This is a genomic window from Streptomyces sp. NPDC002309, from assembly GCF_053593375.1.
Genome location: NZ_JBSFCI010000073.1, coordinates 1 through 16,748 on the forward strand (window position 1 = coordinate 1; position 16,748 = coordinate 16,748).

The window sequence follows — 16,748 nt, forward strand, 5'->3', positions numbered from 1 at the left end:
CGCCCTCATCTCCCTCATCGCCGTCATCAACGCCTACAACCGCATCAACGTCATCAACCAGCAGCCCGCCGGCAGCTACCAGCCCGGCATGTTCGACTGACAAGGAACTCCGGCGGGCTATGAGGGCCGCGTTGCCGCGTCCCCGCGCCCGTCGCCGCTCCAGCAGGCTGCGCCCCGCGAACTCACGCTCCCGCAGGGGGCTCTGAGGCAGGGCAGGCAGGTGGGTCACCCCGAGCAGCTCGGGGTGACCCACTTCGGCATGAGGGCGGCACGGACGGTGTCGCCTCGACGGATACGACGACAAGGTTGGTCCCCCGGACCGGGGCGCCTCGGCCGGTCACTCGCGGGGGAGGGCGAAGTCGTGCGGCGGGGTGGCCGGTCGGCGCCCGCGCCGACTAGCTTGACCTCGTGGGCCAGGATCAACGACTGCTGCACGCCTCGTCGTTCGGCTCGGCGGCGGGCGCGTACGCCGAGCACCGTCCCGACTACGCCGACGAGGCGGTGCGTTGGGCTCTAGAGGCCGCGCCCGGCCCGCGCGTGCTGGACCTCGGTGCCGGCACCGGCAAACTGACCGCCGCACTGGCCGCGTCGAGGACCGAGGTCGTCGCGGTCGAGCCCGACCCGGCGATGCTGTCGGAACTGCGCCGCTCGCTGCCGGCCGTCCGGGCCCTCCCGGGCAGCGCGGAGGCGATTCCGCTGCCCGACGCGTCCGTCGACGCCGTGCTGGCCGGCAATGCGATGCACTGGTTCGACATGGCCGTCGCGGGGCCCGAGATCGCCCGGGTCCTCTCCCCCGGCGGCGTCCTGGCCGGCCTGTGGAACGTCATGGAGGACGGGGTCGAGTGGGTGGGCGAGCTCGCGCGGATCAGCGGGAGCGCGGCCGTCGGCCCCCGTGACACGCCCGCCGCGTGGCGCTCCGAGACGGCCGGGGCGCACCTTCCGAGGACCGCCGGGACGGCCCGGTTCGGCTCACCGGAGCAAGCCTTGTTCCCACACGGGCAGCGCCGCACGGCCGACTCCCTCGTCGCGACGCTCGCGACCCGGGCAGGAATGCTGGTCATGCCGGATCGCGAACGAGAGGCCGCGCTGGGCCGGATCCGGGCCTTCCTCGCGAGCAGACCGGAGACCGCCCAGGGCGAGTTCACCCTCCCCCTGCTGACCGGCGTGCTGCGCGTCCGCCGCCTGTGAGGTGTGCACGACCTCTCCGACCAGCTTCGATGTGGGGCTTCGCACATGCGGTTCCTGCTAGCGGTAGGTGAGAACCACCGCTGGCTTCAAGGACACCTCTCCCTCTGGGCGCAAGGCTGGAAGCAGTTCGGTTGCCGGCCGCGGAGGCGGAGGAACTGCCGCTGCGGCGGGTTCAGCATGTTTTGTAGTTTTTTTCTGGAAGGACTCATCTTGACTTCCTCCCCCTCCTGAAGGGAGGGGGATTCCTACGGCTCGCGCCGTGGGGTTTCCTGCTTCGTCGCCGGCTGCCCGCCCGGAGTGTTCCGTTGAGGTCTTACACCAGCTCCACAGGCTGCCACCGTCAGTCTTCGGTACGGCTCGCGACCGGACGGCGGCACGCGTCCCGGGCGTGCTCCTCCGCCACCGCGCCGCGACGACACGGTCGCGACAGTCGCCCGCCCCGTGACCGGGCCACGCGCCGCAGCACGCGGGACCGGGTCGCGGGGCGGGTCGCCCGCGGTCAGGCCGGTGTGCGGGGGTCGACGAGCCGGTCGGCCGCCGGAGCGCTGGTGGGGACGAAGACCGGGGCTTCCTGCTGGTAGAAGATGTCGATGTCCGCCTCCTCACCGCCGACGATCAGCGTGTCCCACGCCCCGCTCTCCTGGAGCGTCCGCAGGGTCGCCGGGGCCAGCGGGGAGAGGTGGGCGCGCAGTTCCTCGTCGTCGGGCAGGCCCGGCAGGCGCGCCGCGAGGCGGTCACGGATCGTCCGCATGCGGTCCAGCAGGACCTCCAGGTCCTGCCCGGAGGATTCCTCGGACGCGGTGCCCCCGGCAGCGGATCCGGCGGCACCGGCCGCCGGGCTCGACGTACCGGTCATGCTGCTGTCGATGATGTCCTTGATCGCCCGGGTCACGCCCTTCTCGTCCGTCGTGACCATCGCGTTCCAGGCGCGGCTCTTGTGGCGGTACTGCAGCATCGACATCGCCGCCTCGTGGCGGATGAAGTCCGCGTCACGCAGCGGACGGCCCTGCCAGACCCGGCTGAGGGAGCGGGCCAGGGAGACGGCCGAGGCGAGACCGCTGTTGAGACCGCGGCCGGGCCAGAAGTGGATGGCGTTGGCCGCGTCGCCCAGCAGGAAGCCGTACGTCCCGGGACGGTCGGCGGCGGGGCGGGTGAGCTGGGCGGTGAACCGCGGGCGCTGCACCATGTCCAGACGGAACGACGTGACCGCGCTGAGGTCGTCCTCGGGGACGCCGTAGAGCCGCAGGCCCTCCTGGATCCGCTTCCACAGCGGCGAGCCGCGCAGCAGCGCGGGCAGGAACAGCGTGCCGTGGGTCGGGCAGACGAACTCGTTGTCCTCCTGCCGGGTCATCACGCACGGCCGGGCCGCGATGCACTCCTCGAAGACCTGCCGCACCGGGTCGATGCCGATGACGTTGCGCGCCTCCTCGCGGGTCAGCCGCATGTTCAGGAAGCCCTCGCCGCGGAGCGAGTTGAGCAGGAACCGGTTCTGCGCCACCGTCAGCAGGACGCTCATCGGGTCCGGCAACCGGGACTTGACCCTCAGTCCCAGCACCACGTCCTGAAGGTGTTCCCCGTCGAGGGAGTAGATGGAGGCGTCGGCGGCGCCGAAGCGGTCCGCGAAGTGCTCGCGGGTGCGTGAACGGCCGCCCTCGCAGATCACCAGCACATGGTCGTGGGCGATGAGGTGCTCGTGCTCCTCCGGGTCGAACCGCTTGGGCACCAGCCGGATCGCGGACTTGCCGTTGGCCAGCTCCAGCAACTGGTCCTCGACGTGCGCGATACGGATGTTGCGCGGCGGTCGTCCGTTGACGGAGTCGGGCCCCAGCGGCCACATCTCGGAGAACTGGCCTTCACCGAACAGCGCCGACCCCATCTCCTCCGTCAGCGCGAGGTACTGCCTGCTCTGGACGGTGACGACCTGCTGGCGGCGGACGTTGCCGTGCGTCTCGTCCTTCCAGATCACGTCGGTACCGCTGCGCATCCACCGACCGTCGTAGACGGTGACGGCGACCCGCCCCCGCAACGCGTCCTCCAGCAGCAGGGCGAAGGCCAGGCCGACCGGGCCGCCGCCGGTCACCGTGACCCGCAGCACCCCGGGGTCCACGACCGCCCCGGCGCGCGGCAGGGCGAGCTGGGAGAGGTCCATGACCGTCTCCACGGCCTCCTGCGTCTCGAACAGGAACGTCTCGTCGCCGATGCGTATGGTGTCGCCGGGCGTCAGTTCCTGCCGGGTGACGCGCTTGTCGTTGACGTACGTGCCGTTCCTGCTGTCACGGTCGTGCAGCACGTACGCGCCGTTCTCCGAGACGATCTCGGCGTGCAACCGGGAGGCGCTGACACTGACGATGATGACGTCATTGTCACTCTTGCGTCCGAACGTCAGCGGAGCGTCGCCGAGGACCACGCTCTGACCGGCGAAGGGACCGCTGCGTCCCACGATGACCGACAACACGGAAACTCCTTAGGATAAAGCCGGGTTGGTCGAGGTATGTACGGCATGTCGCGGGGCCGGGTTCAGTGGCCGTCCGGACGGCACGTGATCGAGAACGGCACGGAGTTGGACTTCGCGGTGAAGGGCGAGCGGATCTCCACCGCCATCGCGCTCCGCAGCGCCCCCTCCTGCGCGTATGTGGACAGCCGTATCGTCTGCTGCCGGGTGGTCGGTTGGCCCTCCCGGAACTCCAGCGTCCGCCACTCCCGGTCGACGACCGAGCCGTTCTCCGAGACCCATCGGTACGAGATCTGGACGGGCGGCCGGGTCGTCGTAAACGTCGCGGTGAACCAGGGCACCTGGCCCTCACCTGGAGGGCAACTGCCGTCGTAGGTGGTGGCGTTGCCCGCCACCGTGACCGACACGGGCTGCGAGGCGCTGCCGCCGTCCCCCTTCCCCTCCCCGCCGTCCCCGTCACCCTCGCCGTCACCCGCGAGCGCATAGGTCAGTCCTCCGCCGAGCAGAGCCAGCACGGTCACGCCGGCACCGATCAGGTAGGCGGTACGGCGGTTGCGCCGTGGGGGGACGGACACCGGAGCGGTCTCGTACCCGAACCCGGGGCCCTGCGGCGGGATCACGGGACCGAACCCCGTCCCGGCGGGAGCGTGGCCGAAGGACGGCATCGGCGACGGTGCGGTCGCGGCGGGGGCGGCCGGGACCCCCGCGCCCCCCGCGACCGGCGCGGTCGCCGTCCCGGCGGGGGCGGGCGACACCACGGTGGGCTCGCCCGGGGTGATCTGCCCCGGCGTGGAGATCCCGGTCGTGGAGTTTCCGGTCGTGGGATTTCCGGCCGTGGGACTTCCGGTCGTGGAGATCCCGGTCGTAGAGTTTCCGGTCGTCGGGGTGGCGGCTGTCGGGGTGACGGTCGTCGTCCCGGTCGCGGGGAGCGCGGCTGTCCTGTTCTCGACGGCGGTCGGCACGGTCTGTCCGTCCTGTCCGTTCCGTCCCGCCTCGCCGGCGGCAAGCGCCGCGGTCCGTGGCTCGTCCGCCGCCGTGACCTCCGCCGTGACCTCCGCCGTCACTCCGGGCGTGACGACGGCCGTGGCCGAGGTCGCGGCAGGCGCGGTCGTCGTTGCGGCGGTTGCGCCGGAGCCGGACCCGGAGTCGGTGACGGGCTCCGAGGGAACCGCCGGCTCTCCGGCGGCGAGGCGCAGTTCCCGCCCGGCCTCCTCGGCCGTCATCCGCTCCTCGGGGTCCTTGCGCATCAGGCCCTCGATGACCGTCGCGAGCGGGCCCGCACGGTGCGGAGGCGGCAGTTCGTCGTCCACGACGGCGCGCAGCGTCGCCAGTGCCGTCGTCCGGCGGAACGGCGACCGGCCCTGTACCACCGCGTAGAGGAGCGCGCCCAGCGACCACAGGTCGGAGGCGGTTCCCGGCGTCCGGCCCAACGCCCGCTCAGGCGCCAGGTATTCGGGCGAGCCGACGACCTCGCCGGTCATCGTCAGCGCCGTGTCCCCCTCCACGGTGGCTATCCCGAAGTCGGTCAGCACGACCCGCCCCTCGTCGCCGAGCAGGACGTTGGCGGGCTTCACGTCGCGATGCAGTACCCCCACGCCGTGCGCGGCGCGCAGCGCGGCCAGCACCTCGACGCCGATGCGAGCGGCCTCCTTCGGCGGCAGGGCGCCCTCGGCGCCGATCACGTCGGCCAGCGACCGGCCTCGGACGAGTTCCATCACGATCCACGGCCGGCCGTCGAAGGAGGCCACGTCGTAGACGGTCACCACGCCACGGGCGTTGACCCGGGCCGCCGCCCACGCCTCCCGCTCCAGGCGGGTGTACATCCGCGCGGTGCGCTCCGCGGGGAGTTCGACGGAGGCACGCACCTCCTTGACCGCGACCTCGCGGTGCAACACCTCGTCGCGGGCGCGCCACACGATGCCCATGCCGCCCTCGCCGAGCACCGAGAGCAGTCTGTACCGCCCGGCGACGAGCCGCTCACCCGCGTCCGGCGACGCCGCGTCCTGGTTGTGCATGAGGGGTCAACTCCCTGTCTCTGCGAACTGCCAGGAACAGTATGATGAATCACGAGACGATCACTGAAACCATCGAGCCAAGGGCGACCCACAGGTCCGCAGAGGCTCCTGGTGCGTGGTCCGGAGGTGCTCGACGCCGGTGTCGAGTGCCGCCTCGAGGTGGGTCGAGTGACCCGAGGACATCATGATGGCCCCCCTCACTGCTCCCGCATGCCCCAGGGGGATCCGTACTCCATGAGGAGGTCCAGGAAGGGGCGGGCCGGGAAGGCCTCCGGTCCCAGGACGCCCTTGCCTGTCCACGCGCCGGACGCGAGGAGTTCCAGGGCGACGACCGGGTTGATCCCGGTCTGCCAGACCACGGCCTGGCAGCCGTACTCCGCCATCGACCACTCGTTGTCGACGACGTGGTACAGGTACACCTCGCGCGGCTCGCCGTCCTTCAGACCGCGTACGAGGGTGCCGGCGCAGGTCCTGCCCCGCATACGGTCGCCCAGGGTGGCCGGGTCGGGCAGGCAGGCGGCGACGACGTCCCGGGGTGAGACGGCGACCGGGCCCCGCGGGCCGGGCACGGTGACCGGTTCCGTGCGGTCGAGGCCGATCAGACGCAGCGTCCTCAGGGTGTCGATGAATTCGGTACCGAGGCCGTATTTGAAGGTGACGCGCCCCGCGTCGATCCACCGGGGCACGAGGAGGACCTCCTCGTGCTCGACGTTGACGCACTCGACGGGACCGATGCCCTCGGGAAAGTCGAACACCTCGGGTTCGCTGAAGGGCTCGGTGGTGAACCATCCGCGCTCCGCCTCGTAGACGACGGGCGGGTTGAGGCATTCCTCGATCGTCGTCCAGATGCTGAACGACGGGGCGAAGGCGAGGCCGTCGACGGTGAGGTCGGCCCCGTCGCGGATGCCGATCTCCTCGATCCGGTCGAAGAGTTCATCGGCCGCGTGGCGGGCGAAGACGTCGGACAGGCCGGGCTCGACGCCCATGCCGACCAGGGCCAACAGGCCGCTCTCCTCCCACTGGCCGGCCTCGGCGAACTGCGCGTCGCCGAGCTTCACGCCGCACCGCTCGTAGGGGTGCTCGGGATGCGGCCGGGACAGCGACATCGCCATGTCCAGATAGGTGACGCCCGCCGCGTGCGCCGCCCGGAAGAGGGGCATCACGAAGCGCGGGTCGGTGGCGTTGAGCAGGACGTCGCACCCGTGGCGCCGCAGCAGTGCCGTGACCTCCTGTTCGTCCCGGGCGTCCACCCGCTCCGCCCGGAAGCGGTCGCCCCGATCCCCCAGGGACGCGACGGCCGCCTCGGCTCGTGCACGGTCGTGGTCGGCCACGACCATCGTGTCGAGGAACGGCCGACGGGCCACGATCCGGGTGATCGCCGTGCCCACGCCACCGGCTCCCACGAGAAGTACGCGCATGATCAGTTCCGCCTCTCAGTCGAGCGTGTGTCGGTCGGGAGGGACCCTGGCCGGGGTCAACGGCGCCCCCACGCATCAGGTCCATCACGTTGGCACAAGACACGCCCGCACGTGGAGAGGACCCGAGGCGCCGAAGCCCGTCGTCCGCGAGGAACAGCGGCGGCGCCCCACCGGGAGCGGCACCGTGCATTCATGGTCTCGATCCCCACCGAGGTGGTGGCAGCCGCGATGGTGGACGGGGCGAACCGGTTCACCGCGTTCGTCCGGATCGCGCTGCCGATGGGTCGGAACTCACGGATCACGGCCGGTCGGTTCACTTCCTGTTCGCCTGGTCGGACTTCGTCTTCGCGCTTACGCTCAACACCACACCACATGACGGCCCGTGCCCACATGGGGATTCGGGTTCCATCGTGGCGGGATGAACCGTGATGGCGACCGCCGTGCTCTCCGCGGCACCGGCCGCGTTACTGCTCGTCGTCGCTCAGAACAACCAGCCCGGCGTTCGGCCGTCAGGGGGGTTCCGGCACTGCCCGGCCCGGCCTCCGTGCCGAGGGCGGCGGAAGACGGTGTCACATTCCGCTCAGGGGCCCGGTCAGTAGGGCGTACGGCTCGTGTCCCGCCCGCCGGTTCCGCTGACAGTGTCACAACGATGGCACACCCTTTGAAATCAGCCGGACGTCGCCGCCGGGAAGGTCGTGAGCCCACGCCACACGCCCGGTCGACCCGCACCGGCACCGCGTCCGGGTCCGTCGCCGTACTCCACACCCCCACGCCGTGACAGGAAGGCTGCCATGAGTGACCCGGTCAGCACCCCACAGGCCGCTGCGACGAGCGAGCTCGACCAGCTACCCGACCGTGATGCCGAGGAGACCGCGGAATGGCGGGCCTCGCTCGACGCGGTGATCAGGAACGCCGGGCCGGAGCGGGCCGCCTACCTGTTGCGACGCGTCCACGAGCACGCGGCCGGGTCCGGCGTCGCGCTGCCCGGGCTGCTCTCCACGGACTCGATCAACACGATCCCTGCCTCGGCGCAGCCGGCGTTCCCCGGTGACCTCGCCATGGAGTCCAGGATCACGGCGTGGAACCGCTGGAACGCGGCGGCGATGGTGTCCCGCGGTTCCCGCCTCGGTCTCGGCGGCCACATCGCCACCTACGCCTCGGCGGCGTGGCTCTACGAGATCGGGTTCAACCACTTCTTCCGGGGCAAGGACGAGGACGGTTCCGGCGACCAGCTGTATGTGCAGGGGCACGCCTCGCCCGGCATCTACGCCCGGGTCTTCCTGGAAGGGCGGCTGAGCGAGGACCGGCTGGCCGGTTTCCGGCGGGAGACCGGCGGCAACGGCCTGCCCTCCTACCCGCATCCCCGTCGTCTGCCCTGGCTGTGGGAGTTCCCGACGGTCTCCATGGGCCTCGGCCCCCTGGCGGCCGTCTACCAGGCCCGGTTCAACCGCTATCTGCACGACCGGGGGATCAAGGACACGTCGCGCTCACGGGTCTGGGCCTTCCTCGGCGACGGAGAGACGGACGAGCCCGAGGCGACGGCCGCGCTGACGCTGGCCGCCCGCGAGGGCCTCGACAACCTCACCTTCGTCGTCAACTGCAACCTGCAGCGGCTCGACGGTCCGGTACGGTCCAACTCCCAGATCGTGCGGGAGCTGGAGGCGCGCTTCCGCGGGGCCGGCTGGAACGTGGTCAAGTCCCTGTGGGGCGAGTCCTGGGACAGCGTGCTGCAACGGGACACCGACGGCGCCCTCGTCCGCCGTCTCGGGGCGGTGCCCGACGCCCAGATGCAGACCTACGCCGCGCGGGACGCCGCCTACATACGCGAGCACTTCTTCGCCGGTGACGCGCTCGCCTCTCTCGCTGCGGGGCTGAGTGACAGCCGGCTCACCGAGATGTTCGGCCGCTCGCGCGCCGGCCACGAGCCGCTCAAGGTGTACGCCGCTTACCGCGCCGCGGTCGAGCACCGGGGCGCGCCGACCGTCGTCCTCGTGCAGACGGTCAAGGGGCACACGCTGGGGCCGGACTTCGCCTCGCGGAACGCCAATCACCAGATGAAGAAGCTGACGATGAGCCAGTTCCGCGACCTGCGCGACGCCCTGGAGCTTCCGGTTCCGGACAGCGCGCTGAGCGGGGACGAGGTGCCGTTCTGGCACCCCGGGGCCGAGTCGCCGGAGGCTACGTACCTGCGGGAGCGCCGCGCCGCCCTGGGTGGCCCGGCCCCGGTGCGCAGGGTCGTCGCCAAACCGCTGCCGCAGCCGTCGTCCCGGCCCTTCGAGGCGCTCCACAAGGGGTTCGGCAAGCAGGAGGTGGCCACGACGATGGCTCTCGTCCGCCTCGTCAAGGACCTCATGCGCGACCCGGAGAGCGGTCGGCGCTGGGTACCGATCATCCCTGACGAGGCCCGTACCTTCGGTATGGAGTCGCTGTTCCCCACGGCCGGGATCTACGCGCCCGACGGCCAGACGTACGACCCGGTCGACGCGGACCAGCTCCTCCACTACCGGGAGGCCAGGAACGGCCAGCTCATCGACGAGGGCATCACCGAGGCCGGTTCGATGGCCGAGTTCACCGCCGCGGCGACCTCGTACGCCACGCACGGGGAACCCATGATCCCGTTCTACATCTTCTACGCGATGTTCGGGTTCCAGCGCACCGGCGACCAGTTCTGGGCGCTCGCCGACCAGTTGGGGCGAGGGTTCGTCATCGGCGCGACGGCCGGCCGTACGACCATGACCGGGGAGGGCCTGCAGCACGCCGACGGACACTCCCACCTGTTGTCCTCGACCAATCCGGCCGCGGTGAGTTACGACCCGGCGTTCGCCTACGAGATCGCGGTGATCGTCAAGGAGGGGCTGCGGCGGATGTACGGCGAGCGGCCCGAGGACGTCTTCTACTACCTGACGGTCTACAACGAGCCGAAGCCGCAGCCGCCCCTTCCCGCCGAGCCCTCGGTCGAGGAGGCGATCCTGCGCGGCATCTACCGCTACCGGCGGGCCGAGTCCCCGGATGCGGGGCCGCGCCTCCAGCTGCTGGCCTCCGGAACGGCGATCCACTGGGCGCTGGAGGCCCAGGAGCTCCTCGCGTCCCACTGGGGGGTCCAAGCCGACGTGTGGTCGGTGACGTCCTGGACGGAGCTGCGCCGCGACGCGCTGAACGCCGACCGGGCGCGACTGCGCGGTGAGCCGCGCGAACCGTACGTGACCCGTGCGCTCGCGGGGGCGCCAGGTCCGGTCATCGCTGTCAGCGACTGGATGCGGCAGGTGCCGGACCAGATCAGCCAGTGGGTGGAGCAGGACTACTCGTCCCTCGGGACGGACGGCTTCGGCCTCTCGGACACCCGGGAAGCGGTACGCCGCTACTTCCACGTGGACGCCGAGTCGATCGTGGTGGCGGCCCTGGACCGGCTCGCGGGGACGGGAGCCGTCCACCCGGAGACGGTCGACCGGGCCCGCGAACGCTACGGCTGGCAGGACTGACCCCACCTGTCCGCCCGTGCGACAGACGGCCGCCCGGCCGGCGGCGGTCTGTCACACGGGCGGCGCCCCGGCTGTCGTACTGGTACCTGGCGAGCCGCCCCGGGCGGGCTCGCCGTGCCCTGCGGTGATCACCGCCCCGAGCGGTGCACTCCCCCTCCGAGAGGCGGACTGATGTCCGGACGCCCCGTGTCGGTCAGTGAAGGCCGGCGCCTCGCCCGATCCATCGCGGTCGGGCCGCACATCCTGACGGCCGACAAGCCCGAGCCGCTCGGCGCGGACACGGGACCCGCCCCGGGGGAGCTGCTCCTGGCCGCGCTGGGATCGTGCACCTCCATGTCGGTACGCGCCTACGCCGACCGGCAGGGATGGCTGCTCGACCGGGTCGATGTCGACGTGCGGTTCGACTCACGCACGCAGATCGTCAAGAGCGTCAGGCTCACCGGCGGCCTGGACGCCCGGCAGACGGAGCAGCTGCTGACGGTGGCCGCCCGCTGCCCGGTGCACCGGCTGCTGGCCGGGGGCGTCTCGGTGGTCACCGTACCGACGGTCGTCGTACCGCCCGGCGAGTCCCGGGCGGCGACGTCCTAGTGCCGCGTCAGTCAAGGTTTGCGTCGCGACGGGGCGAACCTTGGCTGACGCGGCTCTAGCGGGCGGCCGTTCTCGGGGAGCGCGCCCCGGAGGTCTTGAGGATGATTTTCACAAGTACGGCCCGCGGCAGTGCGGCGCGGGCCACGCGGATCTGAGACGAGGAACAACATGTCCCCTGCGAACACTTTCGTGATCGTCGGCGGTGGTCTGGCCGCCGGCAAGGCGGCGGAGGCGCTGCGGAAGGAGGGCCACGACGGCCCGCTCCTCGTCGTCGGCGACGAGCCGGAGCGCCCGTACGTCCGGCCGCCGCTGTCCAAGGGCTATCTGCTGGGCAAGGAGGAGCGGGAGTCGATCTTCGTGCACTCCGAGGACTGGTACCGGGAGCACGACGTCGAACTGCTGTCGGGCACGACCGCGCGTGCGGTGGATCCGGGCGCCAAGGAGGTCGAGCTGGACGGCGGGCGCCGTGTGGGATACGCCAGGCTGCTCCTGGCGACCGGCTCGGCACCGCGTCGTCTCCCGGTGCCCGGCGCGGATCTCGACAACGTCCTCTACCTGCGGCGCGTCGGGGACAGCGAGCGCCTCAAGGCCGCCTTCACCAAGGGGGCGAGGATCGTCGTGGTCGGCGGCGGATGGATCGGGCTCGAGACCGCCGCGGCCGCCCGCACGGCCGGCGCCGAGGTGACGGTGCTCGTCCACGGGGAACTGCCGCTGCTGAAGGTGCTCGGGCGGGAGGCCGCCGAGGTCTTCGCCGCTCTGCACCGCGATCACGGGGTGGAACTGCGCCCGCGCGCCGAGGTCGAGCGCCTCACCGGCTCCGACGGCCGGGTGACCGGCGTCCAGCTCGCCGACGGCACCCACCTCGACGCCGACGCGGTGGTCGTGGGCATCGGCGCCACTCCCCATGTCCGCCTCGCGCAGGAGGCGGGCCTGGAGGTCCGCGACGGCATCGTCACGGACGCGGGGCTGCGGACCTCGGCCGCCGACATCTTCGCCGCGGGAGACGTGGCCAACGCCTACCACCCCGTGCTGGAGCGCCATGTGCGCGTGGAGCACTGGGCCAACGCCCTGAACCAGCCCGCCACGGTCGCCCTGAGCATGCTCGGCAAGGAGGCCGTCTACGACAGGCTGCCGTACTTCTACACGGACCAGTACGACCTCGGCATGGAGTACACGGGCTTCGTGGAGCCGGGCGGCTACGACCGGGTCGTCTTCCGGGGTGACACCGCGGCACGGGAATTCGTCGCCTTCTGGATGTCGGGGAACCGGGTGCTGGCGGGTATGAACGTCAATGTGTGGGACGTCATCGACTCGATCCGCGACCTGGTCCTCTCCAAGGCCGAGGTCGACGACGCCCGCCTCTCCGACCCCGGTGTCCCGCTGGACGCCCTGGTCGCCTGACGGGGCCCCGTTCTCCGGTTCTCCGGCCCGGAGGTCGGCTCGCATGTCACACACACTTCGACCGTCCGGTCGTACTGGGTGACCAACAAGCCGATCGGAGCAACCGTGCCTCTCATCGAACAACGTCTTTCCACCATGGTGCTGGTCATCGGCACCGGCGGAGCCGGCCTGCGGGCAGCGATCGAGCTGGCCGAGGCCGGCATCGACGTCCTCTCCGTCGGCAAGCGCCCCAAGGAGGACGCCCACACGGCCCTCGCCGCGGGCGGCATCAACGCGGCCCTGGCCACGATGGATCCCGGGGACACCTGGCAGCAGCACGCCGCCGACACCATCAAGGAGAGTTATCTCCTGGCCGACCCGCGCACCGTCGAGATGGTGACCCAGGGAGCGGCACGAGGCATCGACGACCTGGAACGCTACGGCATGGCCTTCGCCAGGGAGGAGGACGGCCGTATCTCGCAGCGCTTCTTCGGCGCGCACAAGTTCCGCCGCACGGCGTTCGCCGGCGACTACACCGGCCTGGAGATCCAGCGCACCCTCGTCACGCGGGCCGCTCAGCTCAAGGTGCCCGTGCTCGACAGCGTGTACATCACCCGGCTGCTGGTCCACGACGGGGCCGTCTTCGGGGCGTACGGGTTCGACCTGACGAACGGGAAGCGCTACCTGATCCACGCCGACGCGGTGATCCTCGCGGCCGGCGGCCACACCCGCATCTGGCGGCGCACCTCCTCCCGCCGCGACGAGAACACCGGTGACTCGTTCCGGCTGGCCGTCGAGGCCGGCGCCCGGCTGCGCGACCCGGAGCTGGTGCAGTTCCACCCCTCCGGGATCATCGAGCCGGAGAACGCGGCCGGCACGCTGGTGAGCGAGGCCGCGCGCGGCGAGGGCGGCATCCTGCGCAACGCGCTCGGCGAGCGCTACATGGACCGCTACGACCCCGAGCGCATGGAACTCTCCACCCGAGACCGTGTGGCCCTGGCGTCCTACACGGAGATCAAGGAGGGCCGCGGCACGCCCAAGGGCGGCGTGTGGCTCGACGTCTCCCACCTCCCCCGGCAGACGATCATGAACCGTCTCCCCCGGGTCTACCAGACGCTGCTCGACCTGCAGATGCTGGACATCACCCGCGACCCGATCGAGGTCGCGCCCACGGCGCACTACTCGATGGGCGGCGTCTGGGTCAGGCCCGAGGACCACAGCACCGACGTCCGTGGCCTGTACGCCATCGGTGAGGCGTCGAGCGGCCTGCACGGCGCCAACCGCCTCGGCGGCAACAGCCTGATCGAGCTGCTGGTCTTCGGACGCGTCACGGGACAGGCGGCAGCCGCGTACTCGGAGTCGCTGACGGCCCAGCCCCGGTCGGCGGCCGCGGTGGCCGCGGCCCGTGCGGAGGTCGACGACCTGCTCGCGGCGGACGGGCACGAGAACGTCCGCGCCCTGCAGCGCGCGCTGCGCAACACCATGACCGAGCACGCCGGCGTCGTACGCGACGAGGAGGGGCTGCGCACCGGGCTGGCCGAACTGAGCGCGATCGAGAAGCGGATGGACGACATCGGCGTCCATCCCGACATCGCCGGCTTCCAGGACCTCGCGCACGCCTTCGACCTGAAGGCGGCGGCCCTGGCCGCGCGGGCCACGCTCGAAGCGGCGCTCGAACGCCGCGAGTCACGTGGCTGCCACAACCGCAGCGACTACCCGGACATGGATCCCGAGCTGCGGGTCAATCTCGTGTGGTCGCCGAGCACGGGAGTCAGCCGCGAGGCGATTCCCGACGTTCCGGAGGAGATCTCCGCACTCATGGCCGAGGTCTCGACCGAGGGCAAGCTCGTCGAGTGACGATCAAGTGCGCGGGCCCTGTCACAAACAGGGCCCGCGTGTTGTCTTCCCTTGTGGCAAAGCACTTGAGGCGCGCCGGGCGCGCGGCTCAAGTGTACGGAGCATCAAGCATTTTCGAGGTAATCGCATGAAGGTTGTAGTGATCGGTGGGACCGGCCTCATCGGCTCGAAGGTGGTCGGCAAGCTCAACGACCACGGTCACGAGGCGGTGGCCGCCTCGCCCAACACCGGTGTGAACACGCTGACGGGTGAAGGTCTCGCCGACGTACTCAAGGGTGCTTCGGTCGTCGTGGACGTGTCCAACTCGCCCTCGTTCGAGCCCTCCGCCGTCATGGAGTTCTTCCGTACGTCCACCACCAACCTGCTCTCGGCGGAGGCCGAGGCCGGGGTGACCCACCATGTGGCCCTGTCCATCGTGGGCACCGAACGGCTCGAGGACAGCGGCTACTTCCTCGCCAAGCTGGCGCAGGAGGGCCTCATCAAGGCGTCGGGCATCGGATACTCCATCGTGCGCGCCACGCAGTTCCTCGAGTTCGTGACGGGTATCGCGGACTCGATGACCGAGGGCGACACGGTGCGTGTGCCCGACGCGAGGATCCAGCCCATCTACTCCGACGACGTCGCCACCGCCGTGGCCCGCACGGCCGTCGGCACGCCGCTGAACGGCACGAAGGAGATCGCGGGTCCCGAGGCCTTCTCCTTCAAGGAGTTCATCGAGCAGGGCCTCGCCTCGCACAGCGACCCCCGCACCGTGGTGACGGACGCCAAGGCGCCGTACTTCGGGTCCCTGCTGGAGGACGCCAGCCTCCTGCCCGGCCCCGACGCGCAGCTCGCCGAGACCCGGCTCGCCGACTGGCTCGCGCAGCAGCGGTAGTCGCGTACTCGAGGGTGGCCCCTGCACGGCAGGGGCCACCGTTTCCCTCGGCCCGTACGTCCGGGCCGGCACACGTAGCAGGAAGGCGGCCGGCCATGCCCAGGAAGCCCCGGCAGAACACCGTCCTCACCACCGGCCCCGACGAGGCGCCCGCCGGCGCTCCGGACGAGCGGCCGGCACGTGCCCTCCGGGCGGTGCGGGTCGGTCAGGAGGGCAGGGACTGATGTCGTCGTCCTGCGAGAACCGCGTCGCCTTCACCGCCACGCTCGAAGCCCTGACCGGGAAGGCCGCCGAGCTCGAAGCGCGGGTGAACGAACTTCACCGGTCGATCGCCGAGATCAACGAGCAGATACTGTCCGTGTCCGACGCGCTGCGCCGGCTGGCCGGCTCCGAGGTGGATCCCGGTGCCGCTGAGGTATGACCTCGGTGCGCTCCCCCGATCGGGTGCGGAACGGTGTCACAACGGCCGTGTCCATCCGGTCTCAGTAGTCAAAGCACGAGATGTGGTACGAGCACGCTGCTGACCGGGGCTCCAGGGGCTCTTGGCTGCGGTGGGCGGCGCCGTGCGAGAGAGGTGGATGCCGTATGGAACGTGCCCATGACGCGGTGCCGATCGTGGAACTGCTCGACGAGCGAAGGCATCTGCTGGAAGTCGCCTACCGGTTGCTGGGCGACTCCGCGGCGGCCGAAAGCGCGATCGACGAGACCTACCGGCGATGGTACGGGCTGTCCACCGAGGCGCGGGCGCGCATCGAGGACCCCGGTCCATGGCTCGCCGGCGTCGCCCACAGCATCGGCATGTCCCGGCTGGCCGGAGCCCTTCCCGAGAAGGGCTGGCCGACCGAGCCGGAGGATGTGCTGGGGAAGGAGGTCGGGGCCGTGCTGCGCAACGCCCTCTACTCCTTCTCCCCGTCCGAGCGGGCCGCGTTCCTGCTGAGCGAGGTCTTCGGGGCGGCACCGACCGCGGCCTCCGAGGCGATGCCCGTGGCGGACGCGGCGCGCGCGACCCACCTGACACTCGACAACCCTCGCGCCCGGCCACCCCGGCCCGCGGCAGCGCAGCGGCACGACGAGCTGGCTCGCGCCCTGCGGCAGGCGTGCCTCGCCGAGGACGAGGCGCTCCTGCGGTCGCTGCTGGCGCCCGATTCCGCAGCGGTCTTCGACGGGGGTGGCAAGGTGAGAGCCCTGGTCACGCCGGTGCGCGGCGGTCAGCAGGTCGCCCGCACCCTGCTGACGCTGCTGCCCCGCAGTCCGCGCACCAGCCTGCACAACCGTGAGGTCAACGGACGGACCGGTCTCGTGGTGTACTCCGATCGCCGTGTCGCCGCCGTCATCAGCCTGGAAGTCGCCGAACGCCGGATCCAGCGGATCTGCGTGATGCTCAACCCGGACAAGCTTCGCACCTGGAACGGGCCGGACGACAGCAGGACCGGCTGAGACAGGAAGAAGTGCCCGCCGCGGGGGGGCGGGGGCTGAATTATAGATCATCCATGCCAG

The 16,748-nt window shown here is 71.2% G+C and carries 12 protein-coding genes and 2 pseudogenes; 10 read left to right on the forward strand and 4 right to left on the reverse strand.

All coding sequences use genetic code 11. The features are described from left to right. Window positions 1-100, forward strand: a pseudogene (locus ACWCPM_RS33510) (carboxymuconolactone decarboxylase family protein); the annotation flags it as partial. 308 nt (window positions 101-408) lie between these two features. Next, on the forward strand, window positions 409-1,188 hold the full coding sequence (locus ACWCPM_RS33515) for a class I SAM-dependent methyltransferase (protein WP_450980041.1): 780 nt from the start codon (window positions 409-411) through the stop codon (window positions 1,186-1,188). A 245-nt stretch (window positions 1,189-1,433) separates the two neighbouring features. Here the strand turns inward: ACWCPM_RS33515 and ACWCPM_RS33520 are convergent. The 4 genes and pseudogenes from ACWCPM_RS33520 to ACWCPM_RS33535 form a co-directional block, all read right to left on the reverse strand. After that, window positions 1,434-1,532 (reverse strand): annotated as a pseudogene (locus ACWCPM_RS33520) (RNA-guided endonuclease InsQ/TnpB family protein); the annotation flags it as partial. Between the two features lie 155 nt (window positions 1,533-1,687). Continuing rightward, entirely contained in the window at window positions 1,688-3,643 is a 1,956-nt protein-coding gene (locus ACWCPM_RS33525; RefSeq protein ID WP_450980042.1) for an FHA domain-containing protein, read from the reverse strand. A gap of 62 nt (window positions 3,644-3,705) precedes the next feature. After that, window positions 3,706-5,655, reverse strand: a complete 1,950-nt coding sequence (locus ACWCPM_RS33530) for a serine/threonine-protein kinase (RefSeq protein WP_450980043.1) — start codon at window positions 5,653-5,655, stop codon at window positions 3,706-3,708. A gap of 197 nt (window positions 5,656-5,852) precedes the next feature. Next, the gene (locus tag ACWCPM_RS33535) at window positions 5,853-7,073 is read right to left on the reverse strand and encodes a saccharopine dehydrogenase family protein (RefSeq protein ID WP_450980044.1); all 1,221 of its coding nucleotides are present in this window, start codon (window positions 7,071-7,073) and stop codon (window positions 5,853-5,855) included. Window positions 7,074-7,864: 791 nt separating this feature from the next. Between ACWCPM_RS33535 and aceE the strand changes: the two genes are divergently transcribed. The 8 genes from aceE (at window position 7,865) to ACWCPM_RS33575 (ending at window position 16,688) form a co-directional block, all read left to right on the forward strand. Beyond that, window positions 7,865-10,552 carry a pyruvate dehydrogenase (acetyl-transferring), homodimeric type gene (gene aceE / locus ACWCPM_RS33540; RefSeq protein ID WP_450980045.1) on the forward strand — a complete coding sequence of 896 codons (2,688 nt, stop codon included), beginning with the start codon at window positions 7,865-7,867 and terminating at the stop codon, window positions 10,550-10,552. A gap of 171 nt (window positions 10,553-10,723) precedes the next feature. Beyond that, window positions 10,724-11,140, forward strand: coding sequence for an OsmC family protein (locus ACWCPM_RS33545; RefSeq protein WP_450980046.1), 417 nt, complete (start codon window positions 10,724-10,726; stop codon window positions 11,138-11,140). Between the two features lie 168 nt (window positions 11,141-11,308). Further along, a complete protein-coding gene (locus ACWCPM_RS33550) occupies window positions 11,309-12,541 on the forward strand; it encodes an NAD(P)/FAD-dependent oxidoreductase (protein ID WP_450980047.1) in 1,233 nt (410 codons plus the stop codon). 135 nt (window positions 12,542-12,676) lie between these two features. After that, complete coding sequence (locus ACWCPM_RS33555; RefSeq protein WP_450980052.1) at window positions 12,677-14,377, forward strand: L-aspartate oxidase; 1,701 nt, start codon at window positions 12,677-12,679, stop codon at window positions 14,375-14,377. 127 nt (window positions 14,378-14,504) lie between these two features. After that, window positions 14,505-15,251, forward strand: coding sequence for an SDR family oxidoreductase (locus ACWCPM_RS33560; protein ID WP_450980048.1), 747 nt, complete (start codon window positions 14,505-14,507; stop codon window positions 15,249-15,251). 95 nt (window positions 15,252-15,346) lie between these two features. Beyond that, complete coding sequence (locus ACWCPM_RS33565; RefSeq protein WP_450980049.1) at window positions 15,347-15,475, forward strand: hypothetical protein; 129 nt, start codon at window positions 15,347-15,349, stop codon at window positions 15,473-15,475. Then, a complete protein-coding gene (locus ACWCPM_RS33570; protein ID WP_450980050.1) occupies window positions 15,475-15,672 on the forward strand; it encodes a hypothetical protein in 198 nt (65 codons plus the stop codon). The genes ACWCPM_RS33565 and ACWCPM_RS33570 overlap by 1 nt, the downstream gene beginning before the upstream one ends. A gap of 164 nt (window positions 15,673-15,836) precedes the next feature. After that, window positions 15,837-16,688: an RNA polymerase subunit sigma gene (locus tag ACWCPM_RS33575; protein ID WP_450980051.1), complete on the forward strand. Its 852-nt coding sequence runs from the start codon at window positions 15,837-15,839 to the stop codon at window positions 16,686-16,688. The last annotated feature ends 60 nt before the right edge of the window (window positions 16,689-16,748 follow it).